Origin of the sequence: Amycolatopsis sp. Hca4 (assembly GCF_013364075.1) — a bacterium.
GTDB lineage: Bacteria > Actinomycetota > Actinomycetes > Mycobacteriales > Pseudonocardiaceae > Amycolatopsis.
This window is the reverse complement of sequence record NZ_CP054925.1, coordinates 10,131,539-10,151,493: the sequence shown is the minus strand read 5'-3', so window position 1 is coordinate 10,151,493 and position 19,955 is coordinate 10,131,539. Positions and strand designations below refer to the sequence as shown.

The 19,955-nt window shown below is 73.3% G+C and carries 16 protein-coding genes and 1 pseudogene; 4 read left to right on the top strand and 13 right to left on the bottom strand.

From position 1 onward, the window contains the following. Positions 1-12: 12 nt before the first annotated feature. Genes HUT10_RS45980 through HUT10_RS45965 form a run of 4 tightly spaced genes read right to left on the bottom strand, consistent with a single transcriptional unit; the run spans position 13 to position 5,984 of the window. A complete protein-coding gene (locus HUT10_RS45980) occupies positions 13-3,222 on the bottom strand; it encodes a S8 family peptidase (protein WP_176176960.1) in 3,210 nt (1,069 codons plus the stop codon). Further along, positions 3,219-4,340: a CU044_5270 family protein gene (locus HUT10_RS45975; protein WP_176176959.1), complete on the bottom strand. Its 1,122-nt coding sequence runs from the start codon at positions 4,338-4,340 to the stop codon at positions 3,219-3,221. The genes HUT10_RS45980 and HUT10_RS45975 overlap by 4 nt, the downstream gene beginning before the upstream one ends. Beyond that, on the bottom strand, positions 4,337-4,939 hold the full coding sequence (locus tag HUT10_RS45970; RefSeq protein WP_176176958.1) for an RNA polymerase sigma factor: 603 nt from the start codon (positions 4,937-4,939) through the stop codon (positions 4,337-4,339). The genes HUT10_RS45975 and HUT10_RS45970 overlap by 4 nt, the downstream gene beginning before the upstream one ends. Before the next feature lie 46 nt (positions 4,940-4,985). Further along, positions 4,986-5,984, bottom strand: a complete 999-nt coding sequence (locus tag HUT10_RS45965) for a helix-turn-helix domain-containing protein (protein ID WP_176176957.1) — start codon at positions 5,982-5,984, stop codon at positions 4,986-4,988. 215 nt (positions 5,985-6,199) lie between these two features. Here HUT10_RS45965 and HUT10_RS45960 point away from each other — a divergent pair, with 215 nt between their 5' ends. Together HUT10_RS45960 and HUT10_RS45955 are read left to right on the top strand one after the other, a co-directional pair. Then, the gene (locus HUT10_RS45960) at positions 6,200-6,418 is read left to right on the top strand and encodes a hypothetical protein (protein ID WP_176176956.1); all 219 of its coding nucleotides are present in this window, start codon (positions 6,200-6,202) and stop codon (positions 6,416-6,418) included. Between the two features lie 24 nt (positions 6,419-6,442). Beyond that, on the top strand, positions 6,443-6,790 hold the full coding sequence (locus HUT10_RS45955) for a hypothetical protein (RefSeq protein ID WP_176176955.1): 348 nt from the start codon (positions 6,443-6,445) through the stop codon (positions 6,788-6,790). A gap of 93 nt (positions 6,791-6,883) precedes the next feature. Here HUT10_RS45955 and HUT10_RS45950 read toward each other — a convergent pair whose 3' ends face one another. The 4 genes from HUT10_RS45950 to HUT10_RS45935 all read right to left on the bottom strand — a co-directional run bounded on the left by HUT10_RS45950 (position 6,884) and on the right by HUT10_RS45935 (position 9,882). Then, positions 6,884-7,132: an Atu4866 domain-containing protein gene (locus HUT10_RS45950; protein WP_176176954.1), complete on the bottom strand. Its 249-nt coding sequence runs from the start codon at positions 7,130-7,132 to the stop codon at positions 6,884-6,886. A 67-nt stretch (positions 7,133-7,199) separates the two neighbouring features. After that, on the bottom strand, positions 7,200-7,538 hold the full coding sequence (locus HUT10_RS45945) for a hypothetical protein (protein WP_176176953.1): 339 nt from the start codon (positions 7,536-7,538) through the stop codon (positions 7,200-7,202). Beyond that, entirely contained in the window at positions 7,520-8,545 is a 1,026-nt protein-coding gene (locus HUT10_RS45940) for a cytochrome d ubiquinol oxidase subunit II (RefSeq protein WP_176176952.1), read from the bottom strand. The genes HUT10_RS45945 and HUT10_RS45940 overlap by 19 nt, the downstream gene beginning before the upstream one ends. Then, positions 8,542-9,882: a cytochrome ubiquinol oxidase subunit I gene (locus HUT10_RS45935; protein WP_254897326.1), complete on the bottom strand. Its 1,341-nt coding sequence runs from the start codon at positions 9,880-9,882 to the stop codon at positions 8,542-8,544. Before HUT10_RS45935 ends, HUT10_RS45940 begins: the two co-directional genes overlap by 4 nt. A 146-nt stretch (positions 9,883-10,028) precedes the next feature. On the opposite strand from HUT10_RS45935, the gene HUT10_RS45930 reads away from it, so the two are divergent. Together HUT10_RS45930 and HUT10_RS45925 are read left to right on the top strand one after the other, a co-directional pair. After that, positions 10,029-12,527: an ATP-dependent Clp protease ATP-binding subunit gene (locus HUT10_RS45930; RefSeq protein ID WP_176176951.1), complete on the top strand. Its 2,499-nt coding sequence runs from the start codon at positions 10,029-10,031 to the stop codon at positions 12,525-12,527. A gap of 3 nt (positions 12,528-12,530) precedes the next feature. Next, positions 12,531-14,140: pseudogene (locus HUT10_RS45925) on the top strand (MFS transporter). A 1,075-nt stretch (positions 14,141-15,215) separates the two neighbouring features. Here HUT10_RS45925 and HUT10_RS45920 read toward each other — a convergent pair. The 5 genes from HUT10_RS45920 to HUT10_RS45900 form a co-directional block, all read right to left on the bottom strand. Beyond that, positions 15,216-16,610, bottom strand: coding sequence for an FAD-dependent oxidoreductase (locus tag HUT10_RS45920; protein ID WP_303247014.1), 1,395 nt, complete (start codon positions 16,608-16,610; stop codon positions 15,216-15,218). Positions 16,611-16,718: 108 nt separating this feature from the next. Continuing rightward, complete coding sequence (locus HUT10_RS45915; RefSeq protein WP_176176950.1) at positions 16,719-17,357, bottom strand: histone deacetylase; 639 nt, start codon at positions 17,355-17,357, stop codon at positions 16,719-16,721. A gap of 62 nt (positions 17,358-17,419) precedes the next feature. Continuing rightward, positions 17,420-18,028 (bottom strand): TetR/AcrR family transcriptional regulator, encoded by a 609-nt coding sequence (locus tag HUT10_RS45910; protein ID WP_176176949.1) that lies wholly within the window; start codon positions 18,026-18,028, stop codon positions 17,420-17,422. Continuing rightward, entirely contained in the window at positions 18,021-18,884 is an 864-nt protein-coding gene (locus HUT10_RS45905; protein ID WP_176176948.1) for an oxidoreductase, read from the bottom strand. The genes HUT10_RS45910 and HUT10_RS45905 overlap by 8 nt, the downstream gene beginning before the upstream one ends. Positions 18,885-18,929: 45 nt before the next feature. Next, on the bottom strand, positions 18,930-19,943 hold the full coding sequence (locus HUT10_RS45900) for a zinc-binding dehydrogenase (protein WP_176176947.1): 1,014 nt from the start codon (positions 19,941-19,943) through the stop codon (positions 18,930-18,932). Between the last annotated feature and the right edge of the window lie 12 nt (positions 19,944-19,955).

Sequence of the window (19,955 nt, the reverse complement as noted above, 5' to 3'; positions counted from 1 at the left end):
GCATCGGGGGTGCTACTTCAGCCGGTACCCCCGGATGATCGTCTGGTCGACGGTGTCGCCCGCACCGTCGGTCGCGGTGGCCCGCAGCGACACGAAGGCGGCCCCGGCGGGGTGCCGCAGGCCGGCGAGCCACTCCCCGCCGCTGCGCAGCACCGGCACGGCCTGCCAGGTGCCGCCGTCGTCGTAGGACACCCGGACCGTCAACGACGTGATGCGGGCGTGCTCGTCGGTGTGCTCCACCCGCACCGGAACGAGGAACGGGACACCGCTTGGCGCGCGGTTGCGGTCGTCCAGCCGCGGCGTGAACCGCACGGCCATCATCGGGACGGGCCGCACCCGGGTGCCCGGCACGGTGCCCGAGCGGAACGTCCAGTCCGCGACGACCTTCGTGGACAGCTCGGCCGAGCCGCTCCGCTCCGCCTCGCTGTGCAGCCGGTACGGGCTCTCCCCCGGTGGCACGTCGAACTCGTGGTAGCCCACCCACGGCCGGCTGCCGATCCGCTCGTCTCCCCGGTACAGCACGGTTTCGGCGGATTCCGTCACCGACTGTCCATAGTGACCGGACGACGGGTCGCTGAACGGCGACAGGTCGAAGTGCACCGTGTCACCGGTCCGGCCCGCCCATTCCGCCGGCGAACCGGGATACGGCGGGAAGGCCGGCCCCAACACCCCGGAGTTCCAGTGCTCGGCCACGGACTCGCCCCGCCGGAACGTCCTCGGCACGGCCTGCGTGGACCACTCGTACAGCGGCTTTTCCGCGGGCTTGCCCAAGAAGCGCTCCCAGGGCGTGCCGGGGCTGTAGAACTCCTGGAGCGTGAACGGAAGGGGCGCCCGCACCGTGTAATCGCGTTCGCCGGTTTCCCCGCTGCCGCTCGCGGCGTGCGTCGACCGGACGGTGGCGAGGTCGCGGTCGGCGAAGTGCCGCACGAGCTCGGCCGGCACGCGGCCCCGCTCGGCCCACCGGAGGTGGTACAGGTACGGACTGCCGGTGAAGCCGCCCTGCCCGTCGCGCCGGGCGAACAGCCCCTCCGCGGTGAACGTGAACCCGGGTGCGCTGGTGGCCGAGGGACGCACCCACACCTTGTCGAACGAACCGAAGGTGCGGAAGCCCGTCTCGCCGGAGGAAGTCGTGCGCAGGAACGACTGGATCGTCTCGGAGTCGCCGGCGTCCGGCCGGTCGACCCGCATGCCGACGGGTTGGGCGTCCCGGGCGTCGATGGCCATCCTCGTGTCCCCGGTGACGGTGATCTCCGGTTCGGCGAACAGCGCCCGGATCAGCTCGTTGCCGGCGTTGCGGCCGAGGACGGTGGCGTGGAAGAAGTACCGGCCGGGTGGCAGCCGGACGACGGCGGACCCGGTCGTCACGGTGGCCAGGTACGCCGAGGGCTGGTCGAGGCCGACGAAGCGGTAGTCGGCGAGCTGCGCGGGGTTTCCGTGCCAGTCGCGGAAGCCGAGCTCGACGTCGTGGCGCTCGGCCTCCCGCTGGAGGCCGAGCGGGGTGCGGACCACGTTCCCGCCGCCGGTGGCGACGACCGTGCCGCCGTAGGTGCCGTCCGGGCCGTCGACCGCGGTGTCCGCGGTCAGTGTCGCGGTGGCCTGACCACCCGCGGGGACCTCGAGGGTGCGCGGCGCCACGGTGAACATCCCGGCGGGCGCCGGGTTCCCGGCCGCGTCCCGCACGGCCACGGCCAGGTCCAGGGTGACCGGGGTGGTGCCGGTGTTCCGGTAGGTCAGGACCGTCGGGATCGGTGCGTCGTCCTCGTGCGGCCACCGGGCCTCGCCGAGGGACACGCTCGCCGGGGTGGCCAGCACGGGCTGGCCGACCGCCCTGGCGACGTCGACCCGGCCGGCGCCCTGTTCGTACACCGTCAGCCCGTCGCGGGGCGCGGCGCTGCCCATCAGCGCGGCCTTCAGCAGCGCCGCGTCCCAGTCCGGGTGCATCCCGGCGAGGATCGCCGCCGCGCCGGCCACGTGCGGTGCCGACATCGACGTGCCGGACATGGCCGTGTACCCGGCGTCGACCGGCGTCCCGAGGGACCCGTTCTTCGCGCGGGCGGCGACGATGCCCACCCCCGGCGCGGTGAGGTCCGGCTTGATCGCGCCGTCGCCGGCGCGCGGGCCGCGGCCGGAGAACTCGGCCGGCGCGTCGTCGCCGTCGACCGCCCCGACCGTCAGCGCGGCGTCCGCGACGCCGGGGCTGCCGACCGACCCGGCGCGCGGGCCGCGGTTCCCGGCGGAGACCACGAACAGGGCGCCCGACTGCGCGGTGAGCCGGTTCACCGCCTCCGACAGGAGGTCCACGCCCGGGTCCTTGCCGCCGGCCACCGACCCGCTCAGGCTCATCGCGATGACGTCGGCCCCCTGCGCCACCGCCCACTCCATACCCTCGACGACCGACGATTCGGTGCCGTCGCCGTGGTCGTCGAGCACCTTCCCCACCAGGAGCCGGGTGTCGGGTGCGACGCCCCGGAACCGGCCGTCCGACGCCGCTCCGCTGCCCGTGATGATCGACGCGACGTGCGTGCCGTGCCCGGTCCGGTCGTCGCTGCCGCCGGGGCTCCCGGTGAAGTCCCTGGTCCCGGCCACCGCGTCGGCGAGGTCCGGGTGCGTGGCGTCGATGCCGGTGTCGAGGACGGCGACGGTCGTCCCGCGGCCGGTGTACCCGGCTTGCCAGGCCTGCGGCGCCCCGATCTGCGGCACGCTGTGGTCCAGGTCGACGTGCACCGGGCCGTCGAGCGCCACCCGCCGGACCCCGGGCGACAGCGTCGTCCCGCCCCCGGCGTCCAGCGCGGCCCACACCGACGACAGCGCGTCCTTGGCCGGGCGGATGGCGGTGGCGCCGGTGCGGGTGACCACCAGCGGCAGGTCCCGCCGGGCTTCGTCGTGGTAGCCGGCCTCGACCAGTGCCGAGACGTCGAACAGCCGCGGGTCGAGCTGTCCGCCCGCGACGAGCGCCGCGACGTCGTGCGGCACCACGACGCTGTGGCCGTTCTCGTCGATCCGCTGCTCGAAACCGACGTGCTCCCGGCCCGGCGCGGGCCGCACCCGGACGTCGTCCCGGCCGGTGAGCGTCACCCGGTCGCCGGTCACGAGGGTGACGGTCTTCCCGGCCGCCCGCGCCGGTGCGGCGACGGCGACGGCGTTCGCGGCCGGTGGCGAGACCACGGCGGCGAGCGCGACGACGGCCAGCACCGCGGAGCGTCGTCTGCCCGGACGCCTCACGAGGTCGCCCCCACCGCGTCGACGACCACCTGGTCGGTGCTGGACCAGGCGATCACCGTCCCCGCCGGCCAGTCGGCCCCGCCCGTCGCGACCATCCTGGTGCCGATCACCCGGGACGTCACCGGGTCGAGGATGATCTCGGAGCGGAAGCCTTCCCCGTTCCGCCCGATGGCCACGCCGGCGCGGCCGGTCAGGTCGACCTGGCCCGGGACCCGCTCGATGCCCGGCAGCAGGGCGATGGCCCGGTACAACGCCGTGCGGACCGCCGGTGTGAGCAGCGCGTCGGCACGGGCGGCGAAGCCGGCGGCGGTCTTGAAGGTCAGGTAGTCGGCGTCGTGCTTGGTGCTCGTGCCCGCGGCGGCCCGGAACACCGCGAGCAGCCGCTCCGGGTCGGTGGGCAGGCTCGCCACCCAGGACAGCGTGGGGTGGTCGACGCCCGGTTCCTTCGGCTGGGCGACCGGCAGTTGTTCCTTCGGATCGCCGTTCGGGTTCGGGTACACCTGCGTGTGCGGCTTGGGCAGGGGCTTGCCGTGGTCGGCGAGTTTGCGCGCGTCCGCGTCCGTCGACGGGTGGGCGCCGAGGCCGGTCGTCAGCTCCATGCGCACCGTCTGCAGCCCGTCCGCGGCGAACCACGCCTTGGTCTCGTTCTCCGAGACCACCTGGGCCTCGCCGTCCGCGCCCACCGGGATCCCGGTCACCACTTGGCCGCGCAGGTGCGAGTAGACGAACTGGCCGGGCCGGACCGCCAGCGGGCGGAGGTCGCCGGTGTGCGCGGCGAGCGTGATCAGCGCCTCGCGAGCCGGGGTGTCCGCGCCGACGAGCGGGGCGGGACGGGCCGGATCCCCGCCGGCCGGAAGCGCGGTCGGGCCGCCGCCGGTCGGCTGTGCGGTCGGGTCGCCGCCGGTCGGCTGCACGGCGAGGGTGACGCCCAGGCCCGCGACCAGCGTGACCGCCGCGGCGGCGAGCACCAGGCGCCCGCGGTGGCGGGGCGCCGGCCTCGGCCGGAAGGCTTTGGCGCGCATCCTGGCGAGGCTGGCGCTGTCCGGGGCGGGGGTGTCGAGGACGGACCGGAGCAGGGTGATCTCGTGCTGGTCGTCCGGTGCCTGCCGGGTGGTCATGAGGTCATCTCCTGGGAGGTGTCGGCGTGGGCGGGGAGGACGTCACGCAGCCGTTTCCTGGCCCGGTGCAGGGCGGAGCGCACGGTCCCGACCGGGATCGCGAGCGCGGTGGCGATCTCGCCGTAGTCGAGGTCAGCCAACGCGAAGAGCAGGAGCACGTCCCGCTGCCGGCGCGGCATCTGCCCGAGAGCCGAGGTGATCAGCCGGACGTATTCGGCGGCATGGGTCCGCTCGACAGCCCGCAGGGCGGGTTCATCACCCCCGGCAAGGGGCGGCACGGCCTTCGCCATGGCGCGATACCGGGCCGCTTCCTGCCGCCACCGCCGCCGCAGCAGGTTGGTGGCGATCCCGTACAGCCAGGGCAGGGCGTTCGCCCGGTCGGCGTCATACCGGTCCCGCTGCTTGAAGGCCACGCAGAACACGTCGGCGACAACGTCCTCCGCCACCTCGGCCCCGACCCGGCCGGCGCAGTACCGGTGCAGCGCCCCGGCGTGGCGATCGAACAACAGCCCGAACTGCTCGGCATCCCCGGTCACCAGCTCGGCGTCCGAGCCCACGACGGGCGGATCGCTGTCTCCCACAGAACGCAACGACGTCATGCCCCCTCTTTGCCACGACGCCGCTTCCGGGTTCCCCGACCCGGTGTCAGTCCGTGGCCGGACCGCCCACGGACTGCGCCTCCTCCAGTCTGCCGTTGCGATAGTCGCGGGGCGGGATGCCGGTGTGGCGGTGGAAGGCGCGGCTGAAGTCGGCTGGGCGGGAGAAACCCCAGCGGCGGGCGATGGCCGCGATGGTGACGTGGTCGAGGCACGGGTCGGCCAAATCGCGGCAGGCCCGGTCCAGGCGACGGGTCCGGATGTGGGCCGCGACGCTGACCGGGTGGTGCTGCTGGAAGATGCGGTGCAGGTAGCGCGGGGAGATCCGATGGGCGGCGGCGATCGTGGCGGGACGCAGCTCCGGGTGGTGCAGGTGCTCTTCGACGAAGGCGATGATGCGCAGGTAGAGGACATGCGTGTGGGAGCGCAGCGGCGGGTTGTCCCGGTCCAGGTGGTGAGCGAGCACAGCGGTCGTGAGGTCCACCGCGATGGTCTCCAGGCGCTGTGCGTCGCGTGCGGTGCAGCAGGGGTGGCCGTCGGCCACAGCGGTGAGGAAGGCAGCGAGTACGCGGCCGACACCTTCGGTTCCGGGCAGCGGAACGGCGCAGAGATCGGCGACTTGACGGGCGGGCAGGGGAACCAGTTTCCTGGGGAACTGCAGTTGCACCATGTCCACCGCCGAGGTCCCGCTGTCGACCACCGCCTCGAACGGCATGGAGCTGTCGTAGACGACGAGGCCACCGGGACCCAGCAGTGCACTGGCGTTGTTCTGCTCGATGCCCTGGCGGCCGGCCCGGGTCAGCGCGATTTGGACGTACTCGGGGTCGGACCGGCGGATTTCCCTCGGCGATCGCCGCGAAAACAGTGATGTGTAGGTCATGGAAGAGATCTGTGCTTTGCCGAGCGGCATGGCACGGAGGCGGGCGGTGAACACTTCCGGGTCCGGGATGTCGAGCACCGTGGAAATCAGTGAGGCAGCGGTGACATTCCGCCAAGCCTCCAGGCGGTCTCGTGCGGCAATCGTGGCACTGTCGAACACAGTGAGCATGGCTCCCGCTTCCCCCGACGCGCTTCCAGGGTAGCGAGACCTGTCAATGTGCGCTGGGTGCGTACGACTGTGCGCCCGGTGCTGACGACAGGGTGAACCGCGCAGCAGAAACTGGGAAAGGCCCAGCAAGCGCATTCACGAGGGGAGATCTGCAGATGCGCGCCATAGCGAGATCGATTGCGGTTCTGGCGGCGCCCGTCGCCTTGTCCATTGCCGTGGGAGTCGCGCCGGCGTCGGCCGTGCCCGCTGCCGGGACATCACCGGCAGCGGCGAAGACGGCGGCCAAGCAGTGGGTTTTCTGGCAGTCCTACGCGAGCTCGCGAACGTGCAACAACACTGGCGCGCTGGGGGTCCTCGGCGGCGCCTGGTCCGACTACACGTGCTCGTACGTTCCCGTCGACGACCAACCCTACTGGCTGTTCGTCAACCTCTGATCCGCACAGAAAGGGGCCACCGGAATGGGACGCACCATCAGACGAGCCGGGGTCGCAGCAGTCCTGCTTCCCCTGGTCGCCGCCGGATTGGCGGTGAACTCCGCGACGCCGGCCTCCGCCGCGCCGACAGCGTGCACGAACTCCGCCGCGAACATCGACTACGTGCTGCGGAGCTCCTGGACCAGGTGCTGGGGAGGCACCGGTCATTTCAAGGTCCTCATCGGCTGCAAGAGCTCCCCCGGTTCACCGTGGACGGCACTCGTCCAAGGCCCGGTCTGGGTCAGCGTTCAGGAAGGCGCGGCAGGGGTCATCTCGGCTGCGGTCTGCCCGCCGGCGCAGCCGTTGATCGTCGAAGCCACCACGTTGACCTGAAGCCCTTGCGAAGACCAGCAGCGCTTCACCTCGGAGCGGCGCGGCGACACGCTCGTCGCGCCGCTCCCCGGTGGTGACCTCACCTCCGGCGGTTCAGCTCTCCTCGCGGTAGAGGACGAGGTGCTCGTGGTACAGCACGCCTTCGCGGAGGTCGCCGGTCGCGGTGAACCCGGTGTCGTCGACGTAGTCGATGTGGTTGCCCGTGACCGTGTAGCTGCCCGTGTACGCGCTCTTCGTGCGTCCTCGAGCCTCGTCGTAACGGCCGTCGGGTCGCAGTTCCTGGCGGATGTGACCGTCGGCGGTCACCCACATCCCGATGACGGGAGTCCGTTCGTCGTCCATGCTTCCAGCGTCCCCGGAGCCGGCCGGGGGCGACCAGGGTGCGCTGCTCCCACCCTCACGCGGGCCGTCAGCTGACGTTGAAGTTCTGGTCCACCTCGGCCGCCAGGGCGCGAAGGGCCCCGTCGAGGGTCTCACGGACCTCGGCGGGGTCGGCCGACTCGTCGACCTCCACCTCCAGCTCCGCCTCGCTGGCCCCGGTCCCGCTGCCGATCACCCGCAGCCGGCCGGCGAGGCCGTCGCGACCGGCCGCACGCCACTCCACCCGGCCCTCGGCGGCACGCAACGCGATGTCGCCGACGTGGCCCGGCAGCCACGCCTTCGCGCGGGTGGCGTCGGATGCGGTGTTGAGGACGATGTCGGCGTCGGCCGTCATCGGGCGGCTGGTGGTCACGATGCGCGTCGCCATTCCGGCACGCTCCTTTCGGCGGGACGTTGGAACAGGCTGAACAACCACCACAGGGACGGCACGAGCACGAGCGCCCCGATGCCCAGGACGGTGAGCGTCGCCGACAGCACCGCCGGGGTGGCCGCGCCTTCGGCGATCGTGACGTCCGGTTCCAGCAGGTACGGGTACTGCCCGGCGGCCCAGCCCCAGAGCAGGGTCCCCACCGCGAGCGCCGCCGTGATCCGCACCGCCAGGTACCGGCGGCGCAGCAGCAACACCAGTGACACCGCGCCCGACAGCGCCGAGACGACGATGACCGGGAGGCCGCGGTGGGTCAGGCCGTCGAACAGCCGCGGGGCGTCGGTGGCCAGCACCGGGATCCCGGCCGCCGCGATCACCCCCAGCGCGAGCCCGGTCACCAGGGCCCGGCGGCGGAACGCCTCGGCGAGGCGGGGATTCCCGGCGCGCCGGGCGTCGGCGCAGAGGTAGGTCGCGGCCAGGTACGCCGCCGCGCCGACCGCGAGGACGCCGCCCAGCACGGACGTCGGGTTCAGCCAGCTCGTCAGCAGATCGCCGCCGGCGATCACGATCGGGACCCGGCCCGAGGCGATGCCGCCGGCCACCGTGCCGAGGAAGAGCGGGGTCAGCACGGAGGAAACGGCGAACGCGGCCCCGAAGAGCCGCTGCAGGGCCAGGGTGTCGCTGGCCTTGCGGAAGGCGAAGGCCGCGCCGCGGATGATGATCCCGAGCGCCACGAGCGTCAGCGGAATGTACAAAGTGGACATCACGGCGGCGAACGCCGGCGGGAACGTGCTCCACAGCGTGACGAGCACGAAGATCAGCCACACGTGGTTCGCTTCCCACACCGGCCCGATCGCGTGCTCCAGCAGCTCCCGCTGGTCCCTCCCCCGCTCCGGGCCACCCGCGAACAGGTCCCAGAACCCGGCGCCGAAGTCCGCCCCGGCGAGGAGCACGTACAGCGTCAGCCCGACCCAGAGGACGGCGACGGACCAGTCGGCCAGGGTCATGACGGCGTCCCCGCTTCCTGCGGTGCCGTGCGCCGGTCGGTGCGGGCCATCCGGCGCAGCACGTACACCGTCCCGATCGTCGGCACGACGTACACCGCGAGCACGACGATCAGCCCGGTCAGCAGGCCCGGCGCGGGGTTCACGGCATCGGCCGTCCGCAGGTGGCCCCAGACGATCCAGGGCTGGCGCCCGACTTCGGTGGTCACCCACCCGGCCTCCAGCGCGCAGCAGGCGGCGACGCCGCTGACCGCGACCGCGCGCAGGAACCACCGCGGACGCGGCACGTCCCGGCGACGCCACCACACCAGCGCCAGCCAGGCACCGAGTGCGAGGAGCGCGAACCCGATGCCGACCATCACGTCGAAGGACAGGTGCACGATCGCCACCGGGGGCCGGTCGGCCACCGGCGTCCGGTCGAGCCCGGTGATCACCGTGCCCGGGCTGTCCCCCACCAGCAGCGACAACCCGTTCGGGACTTCCAGGCCGTAGCGCAGTTCGTCGCCCACCGGTACGCCGCCGAGGGTCAGCGGGACGTGCGAGCCGGTGCGGTAGACCCCTTCGAGCGCGGCGAGCTTGGCGGGCTGGTTGCCGGCCAGGAACCGCGCGGCGTAGTCGCCCGCGGCGATCTGCAGCGGGGTGAGCACCGCGGCGAACGTCAAGGGGATCAGCAGGCCGAGCCGGTGGTGGCGATCCCGCCGCCCGCGCAGCATGCCCACCGCGTAGACGCTGCTGATCAGGTAGCCGCTGACCATGAACGCGGCGAGGATCATGTGGATCGTCTCCGGCGGGGTCGCCGGGTTGAACATCGCCGCCCACGGGTCGACGCCGGTGACCCGGCCGGATGCGAGGTCGAACCCGCGCGGCTGGTTCATCCAGGCGTTCGCGCTCACCACGAAGAACGCCGACGCGACCCCGGCGACGACGATGGGGACACCGGCGAGCAGGTGCCGCCGCGGCGGGAGGCGGTCCCACGCGTAGAGGTAGATGCCGAGGAAGATCGCCTCGACGAAGAACGCGATGCCCTCCATGGTGAACGGCAGACCGATCACCTGGCCGTACGTGCCCATCAGGCCGGGCCACAGGATGCCCATCTCGAAGCTGAGGATTGTGCCCGACACCGCCCCGACGGCGAACAGCACGCCCATCGCCTTGGCCCACCGCCGGGCCAGGACGAGGTAGGCCTCGTCCCCGGTGCGCAGCCCGCGCCACTCCGCGAACAGCGTCAGCGCGGGCATCCCGACGCCCAGGCAGGCGAGGATGATGTGCCAGCCCAGCGAAATGGCCATCTGGTCCCGCGCCGCCAGCAGGTCCAGCGGCGCGGCGGAGGAGGTCAGCACGTCGAGCACCCTCGGCGGCTACCCGCCGAAGGAGCCGGGAAACTCCCCCGGGGAGGGTGCCGTTTGTGCCCCGGCGGCCGGGGTAGCCGCAGCCGATGGGCTCCGGCGCGGGGCCCGTCCCCGATCGCTCAGGACGGTGCATCCGCATGACCGGCTTCCTCCCCCGAGGCCAGGGCGACAGCCCGCTCGACCAGTTCCTCGCCCAGTTCTTCGGCCAGGCTTCGCCGGGACGGCGGGCGTACTCCGTCGACATCACCCGCCTGCTCAGCGAACAGGCCAGGTCGCTGGTCGCCGAGGCGGCCAACCGCGCCGCCGCGTGGGGACAGCCGCACGTCGACACCCAGCACCTGCTGTGGGCGGCCGCCAAGACCCCGGCGACCGCCCAGCTGCTCGAACGGGCCGGCGTCGATCCGCGGCAGCTGGCCGGGCAGCTCGAACGCGACTGCGGCGGCCACGAGGAAGCGACGCCGCCGACCGGGCTGGCCCCGGCGGCCAAGCGGGCCCTGCTCGACGCGCACCAGCTGGCCCGCGGGCTGGGCTCCTCCTACATCGGGCCGGACCACCTGCTGTTCGCGCTGGCGATGAACCCCGACTCCGAAGCGGGCCGCCGGCTGCGCGAGGCCGGCGCGACCCGCGACCGCCTGCACGAAAGCACCGCCGACGGGCCGCCCCAGCCCGCCCGGCCCAGTACCCCCACCCTCGACCAGTACGGCGAGGACCTGACCGAGCGGGCGCGCGCCGGCCGGATCGACCCGGTCATCGGCCGCGACGACGAGATCGAGCAGACCATCGAGGTGCTCTCCGGCCGCACGAAGAACAATCCCGTGCTGATCGGCGAGGCCGGCGTCGGCAAGACCGCGATCGTCGAAGGGCTGGCCCAGCGGCTGGCCGACGACGACGTCCCCGACATCCTCAGCGGCCGCCACGTCGTCCAGCTCGACGTCACCGCCATGGTCGCCGGCACCCGCTACCGCGGCGACTTCGAGGAGCGGATGTCCGCGCTGCTCAAGGAGATCCGCGACAACCGGGACCGGCTGATCGTGTTCATCGACGAGCTGCACACGATCGCCGGCGCGGGCAGCGGCGGCGAAGGCGGGGGCCAGGGCGCCGGGAACATGCTCAAGCCGGCCCTGGCCCGCGGCGAGCTGCACGTCGTCGGCGCGACCACCCTCGACGAGTACCGCACCGGCATCGAACGCGACCCGGCGCTGGAACGCCGGTTCCAGCCCATCCTGGTGCCCGAGCCCAGCGTCGAAGACGCCGTCGAGATCCTGCGCGGCCTGCGCGACCGCTACGAAGCCCACCACCAGGTCCGGTACTCCGACGAGGCCCTGCAGGCCGCGGTGGACCTGTCCGACCGCTACCTGACCGACCGGTTCCTCCCGGACAAGGCCATCGACCTGATCGACCAGGCCGGCGCCCGGGTCCGGCTGCGCTCCCGCACCCGCCCCGACCGCGTCCGCGACCTCGAGACCCGGCTGGAGCAGCTGCAGCGCGACAAGGACCAGGCCATCGCCGAGGAGAACTTCGAACGCGCTTCCGCGCTGCGCGACGAGATCACCGAGCTGCGGGCCCGGATCGAACCGGCGGACGGGCGCACCCCGGACCGCGTCCAGGAGGTCACCGACGCCGACATCGCCGAAGTCGTCTCCCGGTTGACCGGGGTCCCGGCGGCGCGGCTCACCGAGTCCGAACGCGATCGGCTGCTCAAGCTGGAAGAGCACCTGCACGGCCGGGTCGTCGGGCAGGAGGAGGCCGTGGACGCGGTCGCCGAAGCCGTCCGCCGGTCCCGGGCGGGGCTGGCCGAGCCGGGGCGGCCGTTCGGCAGCTTCCTGTTCCTCGGCCCGACCGGCGTCGGCAAGACCGAGCTGGCCCGGGCGCTGGCCGAAGCCCTCTTCGGCGACGAGGACCACATGATCCGCGTCGACATGAGCGAGTACTCCGAGCGGCACACGATCAGCAGGCTGATCGGCGCCCCGCCGGGCTACGTCGGCTACGACGACGCCGGCCAGCTCACCGAAGCCGTCCGCCGCCGGCCTTACTCCGTCGTCCTGCTCGACGAAATCGAGAAGGCGCACGCGGATGTGTTCAACATCCTGCTGCAGGTGCTCGACGACGGACGGCTCACCGACGGCCGCGGCCGCACCGTCAACTTCGCCAACACCGTGCTGATCATGACCAGCAACCTCGGCTCCGACCTGGTCACCAGCTCCACGCAGGGCGCGCTCGGCTTCGGCCCGGTCCGCGACGACCCGGGCGGCCACCTGCGCGAGCGGCTGATGCGGCGGTTGCGCGAGAGCTTCCGGCCGGAGTTCCTCAACCGCATCGACGAGATCATCGTCTTCCGCCGCCTCGAGCCCGAGCAGCTCGACCGGATCACCGAACTGCTGCTGGAGCGCACGAAGCGGCGCGCGCACGCCCAGGGCGTCACGGTCGAGTTCACCCCCGCGGCGATCCGGTGGCTCAGCGAAACCGGGTACGAGCCGGAGTTCGGGGCCCGGCCGCTGCGCCGGGCGATCCAGCGCCACGTCGACAACCGGCTTTCCACCATGCTGCTCGAAGGCCGTCTCGAAGCGGGCACCGCGGTCCGGGTCGACGCCGGTGACGACGGCCTGGCCTTCGAAACCGCCGTGACGGCGAGCTGACGCATGCCGGCCGCCACGGCGTGGGCACCGCTGCGGCGCCGGATGTACCGGGCGCTGTGGATCGCCCAGTTCGCCGGGAACGTCGGCACGTGGGCGCAGACCGTCGGCGCCCAGTGGCTGATGGGCGACCTCGGCGGGTCCGCGCTGGAGGTTTCGCTCGTCCAGACGGCCATGACGCTGCCGGTGTTCCTCCTGGTCGTCCCGGCCGGGGCGCTCGGGACATCTTCGACCGGCGCCGGCTGCTGCTGGCCGGCCAGACCGTCATGCTCGCCGGGGCCGCGGCCTTGGCCGCGGTCACCGCCGCGCACCACGTCTCGCCGGGTTCGTTGCTGGCGCTCACCGCGACCATGGCTGTCGGCCAGGCCCTGTCGGTCCCGAGCTTCCAGGCCATCCAGCCCGAGCTCGTCCCGCGCGCGGAGATCGCCCAGGCGGCGCTGCTCAACAGCGCCAACGCCAACATCGCCCGCGCGCTCGGGCCGGCGCTCGGTGGCGTGCTGATCGCCGCCGTCGGCGCGGAGGCGACGTTCGCCCTGAACGCCGTCTCCTTCCTCGGGGTGCTCGCGGTCATCTTCGCGTGGCGGCGGCCTCGCGCCGAACGCCCGCTCGGCGCGGAACGCCTCGTCGCGGCGACGCGCGCGGGCGCCCGGTACGTGCGCAGCGCACCGGCGTTCGCGACGGTGCTGGCCCGCTCGGCGTCGTTCATGCTCTTCGCGGGCGGGCTGTGGGCACTGCTGCCGTCGCTCGCCCGCGGCCCGCTGCGCCTGGAGGCGGGCGGCTACGGCCTGCTGCTGGCCTGCCTCGGCGCCGGCGCGGTGACCGCGGCCGTCGTCCTGCCGTCGCTGCGGACGGTGCTCGGCACCAACACCGTGATCGCGGCGGGCACGGTGCTCTACGGCCTGGCCGACCTCGTCGCCGGGCTGACCGGGTCACTGCCCGCGGTGGTGGTGGCGTTGTTCCTCGCCGGCGTCGCGTGGATCGCCGTGCTGTCCACTTTGAACTCCGCGGCCCAGCTGCTGCTGCCCGCGTGGACACGAGCCCGCGCGCTCGCCTACTACCAGCTGGTGTTCATGGGCGGCCAGGCACTGGGCGCGCTGGTGTGGGGGTTCGTCGCCGACGTCGCCGGGCTCGCGACGGCGTTCGCCGTGCCCGGTGCCGGCCTGGTCGTCGCGGCGCTGGCCGGCGGCCGCGCGTTGCGGCTGCCCGACAGCACCTTCGAGCTGGGCCGCACCCACTACTGGCCGGAACCCCCGGCGGCGGCGACCGTGTCCGGCCCGGTGCAGGTCCAGGTCGAATGGCGGGTCCCGGCGCCGCGAGCCGCGGAGTTCGAGCGGGCGATGCAGCCGGTCGGCTGGGCCCGGCGACGCAGCGGCGCGACGCGGTGGCGCCTGCACCGCGACCTGGACGAGCCGGAGCGGTTCGTGGAGCAGTTCGTCGTGGCGAGCTGGGACGAGCACCTGCGCCAGCACTACGAGCGGTCGACGGAGCTGGACCGCCAGCTCGACCAGCGCGTGCGGGACCTGACCGTCTCCGGTGAGCCGCCGGTCGTGCGGCACCTGGCGCAGACGGTCCTGCCCCGGCGGGACCGTCGGCTCCTCGGCCGTTCCCCGCGCTGAGCGGCGCCGCTCGACGATCCCGGCCACGGCCGCCACGAACTGACGCCGGCTGCGGCGTCAGTAATCCGGTCACGGGCCGGGGCGGCCCGAGCTAGCCTGGACGATCTGCGGTCCGAGCGAGGGGAATGCCGGTGGACGTTTCCTCAGCGGTGCCCGAGGCGCTGCGCCCGGTGGTGACGACGTCGGCCGGGACGGTTCGGCTCGTGTTCGTGCCGAGCGTCAGGCAGCTGCTGACGAAGACGTGGGCCGGCAGCCTGGCCATCCCGTTCGCGGTCGCGGGCCCGCTGCTCGTCGTCATCGTGCTGCCCCTGGTCGTCGTCTTCTTCGGCTGGGCGGCCATGGGGCACACCGCGCTGGTGCTCGGCTGCATTCTCGCCGCCCTCGGCCTGGTGCTGTCGGTCGTGCTGCCGTGGAGCCTGCGCTCCGACGCACGGTGGGCCGAGCTGAAACCCGGGCCGCACCCGGCGCAGGTGCTGGTCAAGCTCGTGTCCGGGGCAACGCGGGCCGGGGCGCTGCGGTCGATCGCCGTCGTCGACCACGTGAAGCTCGCCGAACCCGCCGGTGTCGAGGTGGAACTGCGGACGGCGGACGAAACCGTCCGGGGCGCGGAGCGGATCGACGTGGCCGCCGACGCGCTGGCGGAGTGGCTGCGCGGCCTGCCCGGCGTCGAGGTCGAGTACCGGAAGGTCATCGACCGGGTGAATCCGACCCGGGACCAGTGGTGGCGGCGCCCGCAGGTCGCGGCGGTGTGGAACGTCCCCGCCGACGACGTGCCGGTGATCGCGAACGAACTCGGCGTCCGCTGCGACGCCTTCGTGCCCCGGGCCGCCGCCAGGAACGGGAACACCCGCGCCATCGACGTCTACGACCCGGACGACGTCCAGGAGATCACCGGCCAGCTCACCGACGGAACCGTCGCGGCCTTCATGCTGCGCCGGCTGACGAGCTTCACGCGCGAAGCGAGGCTGCCCGCCGGCGACGACCCGCTGCTCCACCTCGTGCCGGACACCGGGCTCGCCGAGCGGTACCGCGCCGCGCTGCAGCGCCTCCGGGATCCGGGCCCGGACACCGACCGCTACGTCGCCTTCGCGCAGTACTCGCTGGGCCGGGTGGTGCGCGGCGAACCCGTTCCGGCCGCCGTCCCTCCACAATGGACACCGCCGCCGGACTTCGAAGCGGTGCTCGCCGCGGCCATGGCCGCGCGCTTCCCCCGGCCGACGCGGTACGCCTGAACGCGGCCGCGCCGGGCGAACGCCGGGGCCCGCTCCGGACGGAACCCCACGCCGACCAGGTAGACCGCCGCCGTCTGCAAGGCGGGCCACCACCGTGCCGCGGTCAGGAGCGGGCCCGCCGGGCCGGCCTGGCCGCCGGACACGAGGGGGCCGGCCAGGTCGGCGTGCATGATCCGCTGCAGGGCCTGCACCAGCAGCAGCGACGGCAACCGGCGCCGCCGGACCCGGGCGAGGTCGGCCCCGCGCACCGCACCCCGCCGCAGCCGCTCCGCCAGCAGCGTCGCGGTCGCGACGGCGTCCTGGACGGCGAGGTTGATGCCCACGCCGCCGACCGGCGACATGGCGTGCGCGGCGTCCCCGAGGCACAACAGGCCTTCGACGTGCCACCGGCGCAGCCGGTTGAGCAGGACGTCGAGGAGTTTGACGTCGTCCATCGAGACCAGCTCGCCGACCCGGTCGGCGTACTCCGGGAGCAGTTCGGCCACGTCGCGCCGGAACGCGTCGATGCCGCGAGCACGCAGCCGGCCGTCGGTGCCCTTGCGCGCGACGTACCCGATCTGGAAGTAGCCCTCCCGCGGGATGACGATCGCGAACCGGCCCCGGCCCGGCCGCCGGGTCAGCCGGCCGACGTGTTCGCCGTCGCGACGCGAGAGCCGGAACCACCAGGTGTCGAACGGGACGTCGATCTCGGTGACGCGCAACCCCGCCGCCGCGGCCAGGACGGAATTCCGGCCGTTGCACACCACCGTGAGGTCGGCGCGGAGCTCGCGTTCGGCCTCCGCCCCGCCCCTGCGGTAGCGGACCCCGGCAACCCGGCCGCCCTCGTGGACGAGCGAGGTCACCGCGGTCCCCATTTCGAGCCGGAACCCCGGCTCGGCCCGCGCGGCGTCGGCGAGCAGGTCCAGCAGGTCCCACTGCGGGACGATCGCCACGTACGGGTGCCGCACGCCCCACTTGCGCAACGCACCGAAATCCCCGATCCGCCGGACCCCACCGGCTTCGTCCGGCAGGACGACTTCGGTGATCCGGGTCTGGGGCAGCCGCGCGAACCGCTCCCCCAGCCCCAGGTCGTCGAGCAGCTGCAGGGTCGCCGGGTGCACGGTGTCGCCCCGGAAGTCGTGCAGGAAGTCCTCGTGCTTCTCCAGGACCGTGACCTCGACGCCGGCCCTGGCGAGCAGCAGTCCCAGCACCATGCCCGCCGGGCCGCCGCCCACCACGCAACACGTCGTCCGCTTCACGCTGTCCCCCCCCCGTTCCCCTGCACCACCTTCTACACCCGGCGGGACGGCGGCCTGGGGAACGTCGTGCGAACGGGAGTAATCAGGGCAGTTTCGCCGCCCGAACGGCTACGGATCGACCGGTGACGCCAACCCTGCGATTTCCCGGACGGTCCAGTGGTCCCGCACCCCGGGCAGCGGCGCGAGGTATCCGGCGATCTCCCACGCGGACCACCCGTGCGCTTCGCGCAGCCCTCCCACGAGCATGGCCAGGTAGGCGGCCGAGGGCGGGTTCTTCTCGACCTCCGCCGCCGACCACGGTGCGGTGAACGTCAGGACGGGATGGCCGTCGAGGTCACCGAGGTGCAGCAGGGTTTCGTAGCGCCCGGGCCCGAGCTGGTCGCGGCCCGTCCGCAGCACAGTGGTCAGATCCAGGTCCGGGCCCGGCTGGCGGTACATCTCCTGCTCCGCGATGTCGGAGAACTGCCCGGTGGTTACGAGGTAGGACCGCATCGCCGCCCGGCCCGGCAGCGCCGGGTCGAAGAACGCCCGGCCACCGAGCCAGACCGGCGACTCCGTCGCGAAGTAGACCCCGCCGGGGAACTCGCTGGCGACGATCCGCCGCACGGGACTGCGATCGCGGCACCCGAGGTAGCTGCGCCGGGCGCCGGGCGGCGTTCCTCCTTCGAGGTAGCACCGCAACCGCGCGGCGTACATGTTGGACCCGTAGCTCGCGTACCAGACCAGCAGCGGCGGCGCCGAATCCATGACGCCACGATAGCGACGCGGGCCGGACGACGTCAGCGGAGCATCGGGTGACAGCCGGCCGGTCAGGACGGGAGGCCCGCCGTGCGCAGCCACACCACCCGGCAGGTCTCGGCCGCCTCGTCGAGCGCCGCCGCCGACACCGCCGACGCGTGGTAGAACGTCCGCTCGATCATCCAGCACAGCGCGCCCGCGATGGCCCGTGCACCGGCGGGTCCTTCCTCGTCCGCGACTCCGGCACGGACCAGGATCGTCGTGATGGCGTCGATGAAGATGTCCGCGGTCCGCTGCCACAGCGCGCCCAGTTCGGGGATGGCCGAGGACTGGTCGATCGCGACACGCATGATCAGGCCGTGCTCGTGCCACCGGTCGCGGGTGCGCCGCAGGGCCGTCGCGATCGCGTCGCGGGGTGCGGCCGGGTCGGCGGCCGCCGCGCGGGACTTCTCGTGCAACGCCTCGACGGTCTTGGCGAAGAGCGCGACGAGCGCCTCCTGCTTCGAGCTGAAGTAGAAGTACACCGACGCGCGGGAGAGCCCGGCGCGCTCGGCGATGTCGTTGGTCGTCAGCGCGTCGAAGCTCTTGCCCGCCAGCAGTTCCTCGAGGACTTCGAGGATCTTCGCCTCGCGGAGGTCCCCTTTGGACGGTGCGGCGCGCCGGCGCCCCGGCTCAGGCACCGGCCGTCGCGATCTGGTGGCCGTCCGGGAAGTCCGTGGACCGCGAGAGCTCCGCCCACGCCTCGATGTCGGCGGTCACCGCCGCCCGGCCGCTCGCCACGAGCCGCAACGCGTCCGAACCGAGCACCAGGTGCACCGGCGGCTTCTCGGCCTCGACCACCTCGAGCACCGCCGCGGCGGCCTTGGCGGGATCGCCCAGCTGGTGGCCGCTCGCGGCCTGGCGGGCGGCGCGGATCGGCTCGAACAGCTCGTCGTAGTCCGCGATCGTCCGCTCGCTGCGGACCATCGAGCGGCCCGCCCAGTCCGTCCGGAACGAACCGGGCTCGATGACGGTCACGCGCACCCCGAGCCCGGCGACCTCCTTCGCCAGGGTTTCGAGCATGCCCTCCACCGCGTACTTGCTGCCGCAGTAGTACGCCAGCCCGGGCACGGTCATCAGGCCGCCCATCGAGCTCACCGCGAAGATGTGGCCGGAGCGGCGCTTCCGCATCCCCGGCAGCACGGCGTGCACGGTGGCCGCCACCCCGAACACGTTGACGTCGAACTGCGCACGCAGCTCGGCCATCGGGGACTCCTCGAACACGCCCTCGTGCCCGTAGCCGGCGTTCGCGATGAGCACGTCGATCGGGCCGACGGTGCGCTCGACCTCGGCGACCACGGCGGAGACCGCCTCGTCGTCGGTCACGTCGAGCTGCCGCGCGTGGGCGCGCCCGGGCGCCAGCTCGGCGAAGGCCGCCAGGTCGGCGGCTTTGCGCACGGTGCCGACGACGGTGTGGCCTGCGGCCAGCGCGCCTTCGGCGAAGGCGCGCCCGAGGCCGCTGCTCGCGCCGGTGATGAGGAACGTCCGCTTCGTCATGACGTCGACTCTACACCTCGTCGACAATAATCGACACAGTGTCGATCAACGGATGAAGACCGGCTTGCCCGGCGGCGGGTCCAGCAGCACCTCGACCGCGTCCTCGTAGCCGAACGGCCCGGCCAGGATCGGCGACGGGTCCAAGCGGCCGCCTTCGACGAGCTCGAGGACGGCGGGGACGTGCGGGCTTGCGTGCGGCGGTCCGACGACGAGGGTGATTCCCGTGCCGTACAGGGAGAAGTACGGCAGCCGCGGTTCTCCGAAGTAGACGGACCGGAGCACGCACGTGCCGCCCGGCCGGGTGGAGAGCAGGGCGCACCGGAGGCCGGCGCTCGCCGCCGAGGCGTCCACGACCAGGTCGAAGGAGCCGTCGAGCCGATCGGGGTACGCGTCGGCCGCGATGACGGCCGCGCCCGCGGCCGCGGCCTTGGCGCACCGGGCTTCGTCGACGTCGAAGTAGGTGACCTTCTCCGCGCCCAGCGCGACGGCGCTCAGGACGGTCAGCAGCCCGAGGCTGGCCGTCCCCCCGACCACGAGCACTTCGGCGCCGGGCCGGGCGTCGAGGACCGGCCGGACGGCCTGGAAGGCGTCGGTGAGGTTGTCGGAGGCCGAGGCGGCCACCACCGGATCGACGGCAGGCGGCAGCGGCGTGAGGTTGTACCGCGCCCACGGGACGCGCACCAGCTCGTCGAACAGCCCGCCCCACAGCCCGCCGGCGCTCGTGCCGTAGGAGGCCAGGCGCGGCACCGAAGCGCAGGCACCCGGCAGCTCGCGCCGGCAGTTCTCGCACGTGCCGCAGCTGATGTGCCACGGGATGACCACCCGCTGCCCGATCCGGAACGGGGAGTCGCCGTCGAGGTCGACGATCTCGCCGACCGCTTCGTGGCCGAGGGCGAACGGCGCCTCGAACGGCGACGGCGACACCACCAGCCGCCGGTCGAGATCGCAGGCGGACGAGGCGATCGGGCGCACCAGCGCGTCGCCCGGCGCGGTGAGGCCGGGCGCCGGGCGGTCCTGCCACTCGAGGCCGCGCGGACCGGTGACGACGAGGCTCTGCATGACGCTCCTTAG